At 63.4% G+C, this 6,026-nt stretch carries 6 protein-coding genes; 4 read left to right on the top strand and 2 right to left on the bottom strand.

The genetic code is table 11. The annotated features are described in order from the left end of the window. Positions 1-125, top strand: a 125-nt coding sequence (locus ADADOO_RS02270) for a Fe-Mn family superoxide dismutase (protein ID WP_511274642.1), incomplete at its 5' end; no start/stop codon positions are given. Between the two features lie 83 nt (positions 126-208). On the opposite strand, the gene ADADOO_RS02265 is transcribed toward ADADOO_RS02270, so the two are convergent. Both ADADOO_RS02265 and ADADOO_RS02260 read right to left on the bottom strand, forming a co-directional pair. Next, the gene (locus ADADOO_RS02265) at positions 209-1,624 is read right to left on the bottom strand and encodes a sensor domain-containing diguanylate cyclase (RefSeq protein ID WP_511274640.1); all 1,416 of its coding nucleotides are present in this window, start codon (positions 1,622-1,624) and stop codon (positions 209-211) included. A 119-nt stretch (positions 1,625-1,743) separates the two neighbouring features. Further along, positions 1,744-2,292: a hypothetical protein gene (locus ADADOO_RS02260; RefSeq protein WP_511274639.1), complete on the bottom strand. Its 549-nt coding sequence runs from the start codon at positions 2,290-2,292 to the stop codon at positions 1,744-1,746. Between the two features lie 325 nt (positions 2,293-2,617). Between ADADOO_RS02260 and ADADOO_RS02255 the strand changes: the two genes are divergently transcribed. The 3 genes from ADADOO_RS02255 to ADADOO_RS02245 form a co-directional block, all read left to right on the top strand. Beyond that, positions 2,618-4,597, top strand: coding sequence for a tetratricopeptide repeat protein (locus ADADOO_RS02255; RefSeq protein WP_511274637.1), 1,980 nt, complete (start codon positions 2,618-2,620; stop codon positions 4,595-4,597). A 71-nt stretch (positions 4,598-4,668) separates the two neighbouring features. Beyond that, positions 4,669-5,505 carry a caspase family protein gene (locus tag ADADOO_RS02250; protein WP_511274635.1) on the top strand — a complete coding sequence of 279 codons (837 nt, stop codon included), beginning with the start codon at positions 4,669-4,671 and terminating at the stop codon, positions 5,503-5,505. Between the two features lie 40 nt (positions 5,506-5,545). Further along, the coding region (locus tag ADADOO_RS02245) for a hypothetical protein (protein ID WP_511274633.1) at positions 5,546-6,026 on the top strand (481 nt) is incomplete at its 3' end.

Raw genomic sequence — 6,026 nt, 5'->3', positions numbered from 1 at the left:
TGCTCTGCGTCGACGTCTGGGAACACGCCTACTACATCGACTACCGCAACATGCGTCCGAAATACGTCGAAACCTACCTGGCTTCGCTGGTTAACTGGTCGTTCGCCGAAGCCAACTTCGCCTGATTTTTAGTCGCTAAACAAATGGCCCGGGAGAAGCTTCTCCCGGGCCATTTTTTATCTTTTGTCGCCAGAACAGTGCCCCAGCGCTAGGGCCCACTCGGTGGCTCGACGAGCACCACACGGTTCTTGCCGAGGCGTTTGGCCTTGTACATGCCCTCGTCCGCCCGACAAAACAGGCTGTGCACATCGTCACCTGGACAGTATTCGGTGACGCCGATGCTGATACTGACATTCAGCACCGTGCCGCCGGAGAGTGTCAGCGGGCTTTCCTCAAAACTGAGGCGCAGGCGCTCGCCAAATATGACACCGGCGACGGCATCCGTCTCGGGCATCAGCACGGCAAACTCTTCACCGCCATAGCGATAGGCACTATCCGCATGGCGCAAGCATGACTGGATGACCCCTGCCAGAGTCTGCAGAACCCGGTCGCCTTCGGCATGTCCCCACGTGTCGTTAACCTGCTTGAAGTCGTCCACATCGACAATGAGCAAGGTTAGCGGACGGCGGTAACGGACCGAACGTTCCAGTTCCTGATCAAGGGCCATGTTGAACTGGCGGGCGTTGCTGAGCTGGGTCAGCGAATCGGTCAGACTCAGCTGACGGTAACGCTCCTCGCTTTCGCGCAGTGACTCCTCGGCCATGCGGCGTTCGGTCACGTCCTGCATGGTTTCTATGGCGCCAATCACGACACCGTCCCGGCTGCGCAGCGCCGTGGCAGTAAAAAACAGCCATTTCCCGACTCCGTCGGCACCCTCGACGAACTCCTCTGCCTCGAAAGCGCCATCGATCAAGGTAGACTTCCGGAGATTGCCTCGGTAGAAACGATGAAAATCGGCTTCGATGGCCCCGTCCAGGACGAGATCGGCCAAAAAGGGCCGGGCGTCAGCAAACGAAGGATGCCAGTGGTCCCGCGATAAGCGCACATTGTCGGCATTGCGCCCGGTAAGGACTTCGCAGGCCCTGTTCCAGTGCGTAATGCGATGCTCGCTATCGATGACCATGGTGGGCACTGAATTGCTTTCCACCACCTGCGAAACGAACGCTTCCTTCTCACGGAGAGCCGCCTCGGCATGGCGTCGTTCCGTGATGTCCTGCAGGGTCTCGATAGCACCGACCATCTTGCCCTGGTCGTCGAGGACAGGAGCAGCGGTGAAATGTAGCCAGCGACCGTCGTCACCGAAATCGGCGAAAAAATCTTCGGCTTCGCAGGCCCCCTCGATCAATGAGGAGGGATGGAACTTGTCCTGGTAGAAATACTGGATGTCGGCTTCTTTGCCACCGTCCAGTATCAGGTCGGCCATGATCGGACGTTCGCTCGCATAGAACGCCCGCCAATGATCCCGGGTACCGATGACCCGTTCCACAGCAATGCCGGTCAATGCTTCGCAGGCCTTGTTCCAGCAAACGACGCGATGGTCAGCATCGATGATGAATGTGGCCACCGGGTTGCCATCGACAAAGCCTGATAGCCTGATGTTGTTGTTAGTCAAAAAGTGGGGCATTTGAGTTATGTCCTCAATTCATCCCAATACTCTATGCTAAAAGTAAAGTCAGGGGTGAAAATCGGAAGTAGTAGCCTGAAGTGATTCGCCAAGACTCGCCGCACCGAGGGCTTCTCACTTCAGTCAGTCGAACGTCGGCCCTTGCCGACCACCCTCTTCACCGCCAACGTAACCAGGAAAGGAAACTCCGCGTCGGCCGAATTGACGACACGATAGGCCGGCCCGACGGCGCGGGCTATCCAGGCGGTCAGGGCGTCGAGATTCACGGCTTCGCAGCGCAGGTCGGCGATGACGCAGCCATCATCTTCGTAGACCGGGAAGTCGGTGCAGCCAACCGGTTTCACCTCCTGGTCGTAGACCCGGCAGGCGCCGCAGCTTTGGTCATAGGCCGGACAGGGTTTGCGGTGGGCGTAGTAGAGGCCATTGCCGGCCCGGATTTCCTCGGGGCCCTGGCCGGCAGCGAGGCGCCGGTCGAAGGCCGGACGCGATTCGCCGAGTTGCCAGAGCACCTTGACCTGCTTCCATTCCAGCTCGAGAACGAGCACGTCGAGTCGGCAGCAGGGCTTCGAGCACTGCGCGCAATGGGGAATGACGGCGGCAACCTGATAGGCGGCGGCCGCCGCGGCAAGCTCGGTGGCCAGGCGACGGCGGAGATTGCGGGAGCTCATCGAAGGACGGCCTTGGGAAGCGAGAGGGAAGAAAGAGCGGGGGTCATTAGCCACTGATAGCACGATCCGAAAGCGCGACGCAAGGGATCGCAGCCATCGCCATTTCATTTTTAGCCGTTTTTTCCGGTTGACCGTGAAATCCAACCTTGCCGGGACGCGAACAAAGGCGCTTGGCATGACACGATCATCGGTCTAAGATGGTTCAACGACTTGCATGCAGGCAAGTCCGCAGTGCATCAAAAGAATGCCGCAAACCACCCGCCAGCGATGAACCCAAAATCGCATCGGGCGGCGGCTGATGAGTCAGGCCAACAGAGGGGCGTCCATGAGTCTGCATGTCTTCGTCGCCATGCCGTTCGGCAGCAAAGCCGCTGCTGACGGCCATCCGATCGATTTCGACCGGGTTTATGCCGAACTGATCCGGCCGGCGCTGGAGAGTGCCGGACTCGAAGTTCTGCGGGCCGACGAGGAACAGGGCGCCGGCGACATTCGCGCCGATCTCTTCCAGGAACTGCTGATGGCCGACCTCGTGGTCGCCGACCTGACGCTGGACAATCCCAATGTCTGGTACGAACTCGGCGTCCGCCACGCCTTGCGGGCGCGCGGCGTCATTCTCATCCAGGGGCCGCGCGCCGCCCAGCCCTTCGACATCTACACCGACCGCAAGCTTAGTTACCATCTGCTCGACGGCGCCCCCGACCCGCAAAGGCTGGCCGCCGACATCGCGGCGCTGGCCAACATGGCGCGCCTGACGCTGAACGCCTGGCGCGGCCGCAAGACCAGCCCGGTGTACAGCCTCCTGCCCAATCTCGAGGAACCGGACTGGACGCGGCTGCGCGTCGGCAATGCGCTGGAGTACTGGGAAAACCACGACGATTGGGCGACCCGTATCGAGGTGGCGCGCAACGCCAACCACCCGGAAGACATTCTCGTCCTCGCCGACGAAGCGCCGGCCACGCCGCTGCGCGTCGAAGCGCACCTCAAGGCCGGCGAGGCGCTGCGCCGCATGGCGCACTTTCATTTCGCCCTCGAACAATGCGACCTGGCCCTCGAATTTGCCCCCGACAACCACGAAGCCGCCCGCCAGCGCGGCGTCTGCCTGCAGCATCTGGGCCGCAAGGATGAAGCACGGGCCGCATACAAGCGGCTCATCGACGACAATGAGGATGACATCGACGCCTGGGAATTGCTTGGCCGCCTGGACAAGGAAGAATGGGTCAGCGCCTGGCGTATCCCGGGGCACACGGCAGAGCAGATGCGCCGCGATGCCGCCTACGAAGACGCCCTGCTGCGCGACACCATCCTGAGCTACAGCCGGGCTTTCCGAAGCAGCCCCGGCCACTACCTGTCAGGCATCAACGCGGTGATGATGATGCACGTTTACCGCGACCTGACCGGCGACTCGCGCTTTGCCAGCGAGGCCGCCATCATGGCCGGCGGCGTCACCTGGGCAGCATCGTGCGAGCGCGACGACGCCAACCGTTTCTGGGCGCTGGCCAACCTCGGCGCCCTGGCCATCATTGATGGCGACCCGGCGACCGTCGGCGCCGCTTTCCGCGAGGCCATCGCCCACGTCGACAACGACTGGCTGGCCCTCGAAGCAACCTACAAACACATCGGCCTGCTCGCCCTTCTCGGCTTCAAGCCGGATAACGTGAACGCGGCGCTGACCACGCTCGAACGCGCCATGCAGCGCATGAAGCCGCCGGCCAGCCAGCGCCAGCCGGACAAGGTTTTTCTCTTTTCCGGCCACATGATCGATGGCCCCGACCGGGCCGATCCCCGTTTTCCCGCCGACAAGGAGCCGATCGCCGCCGCCTGCCTCGGCGATTTGCTCGACGGCCTCGGCGCCGGCCCGAACGACCTCGCCTTCGCCCAGGGCGCGGCCGGTGGCGACATTTTGTTCGGCGAAGCCTGCCTGGCCCGCGGCGTGCCCTTCCAGATGCTGCTACCGCTCGAAGAGCCGGATTTCATCGAAGCATCCGTCTTGCCCTCGGCCAACGGCGAAGCCTGGCGCCAGCGTTACCTGGCCCTGCGCGACCAGCTCACCCTGGCGCCGCGCATCATGCCGGACGAACTCGGCCCGCTGCCGCGCGACCGCGACGGCCGCGAGATGGACCCCTTCGAACGCTGCAACCTGTGGCTGCTCTACAGCGCGCTGACCCAGGGCCTGAGCCGGGTCCGCTTCATCTGCCTGTGGAACGGCGGTGGCGGCGACGGCCCCGGCGGCACGGCGCACATGGTGCGCGAGGTCAAGCGACGAACCGGCCAAGTGAACTGGCTGGATACGCGCCAGCTCTGGTAACCCGAATGTCATTTTTGATTCACCCTGTTGTTTGTAGCGCTTCGCGAACCAACTCAAAAAGGAGACGAATCATGGCCAAGAAGACGGCACTCTGCATCGGCATCAACAATTACCCCGGCACCCACATGGACCTCCAGGGCTGCGTCAATGACGCGCAGGACTGGGCGGCCGTTCTCGCCGCGCGCGGCTACAAGACCACGCTGCTGCTCGACGACAAGGCGACCAAGGCCGCCATGGTCGACGCCATGAGCAAGCTGATCGCCGGCGGCGGCAAGGGCGACAGCCTGGTCATCACCTTCTCCGGCCACGGCACCTACCAGCCGGACGAAGACGGCGACGAGGTCGACGGCCTCGACGAGGCGCTTTGCCCCTACGACCTGCAGACCAGCGGCAGCGCCCTGACCGACGACGAGATCAAGGCCCTTTTCGCCACGCGCAAAGGCGGCGCCCGCCTGCTGCTCATTGCCGACAGCTGCCATTCCGGCACCGTGACGCGCGCCGCCAAGGCCGACAAGGACGCCGACACCCGGCCGCGTTTCATGCCGATGGGCAACTGGCTGCCGGCCAGCAAACTGCCCAAGAACTTTGCCGGCAAGGCGGCGCAGACCATGGTCGGGCCGATCGGCACCTCGCCGCTCACCGGCGCCTTCGTCAAGCAGGTCGGCGACCTGTTGCTGGCCGGCTGCAAGGAAGGCCCCAACAACTACAGCTACGACGCGAAGATAAACGGCCGCTACAACGGCGCTTTCACTTACTACGCGTTGAAGACGCTCAAGGCCTTGAAGCCGGAAGCGACCTACAACGACTGGTACAAGGCCATGCTGAAGAGTCTGCCCTCGGCCAGTTATCCGCAGACGCCGCAGCTGTTCGGCACGGGCGCGGCCAAGACGCGCAAGGCATTGACCTGAAATAAACGCATTTCCCGGTGAGCCGTAGAGGAGACACAGCATGACGACACGCACGATACGCATACGCGGCACCAAAATCGGCGCCGGCAGTCGCGGCGCCAGCCAGCCCGGCGGGCCTCAACCGCTCTTCCGCCTCGCCCCGGGCAGCGCCCGCGACGGCGCCGGCGAGGAGATCGAGGTCAAGCCGGAAACAGTCGTTCGCGTCGCCCTTGAAAACGGCTTCGTGCTGTGGAGCCGGGCCGACGACCTAACCCGCGAATACGGCAGCCCACCGCCGCGCGGGGAAAGCGGCGCCTGGGAATTCACCCGCCTGACGCCGCGCCGGGCGGTGGTCGGCGAACGCGGCGCGGCCGGGCTGGCCATCCGTGTGCTGGAATTTTTCGGCGTCGATGTCGGCAAGAAGGTCGCCGGCAAGCTCGGCAAGGTGCTCGAAGACAAGAAACTGCACGCCAAGGGACCGGGGCTCTACCGTATCGCTGCCGGCAACGCGCTGACCCTGACGCCGGTTGCCGGCAGCGGCC

It is taken from the genome of Azonexus sp., from assembly GCF_036170495.1.
Classification (GTDB): Bacteria; Pseudomonadota; Gammaproteobacteria; order Burkholderiales; family Rhodocyclaceae; genus Azonexus.
Note: the sequence above shows the minus strand (reverse complement) of the source record. Positions and strands in the feature narration are given on the sequence as shown.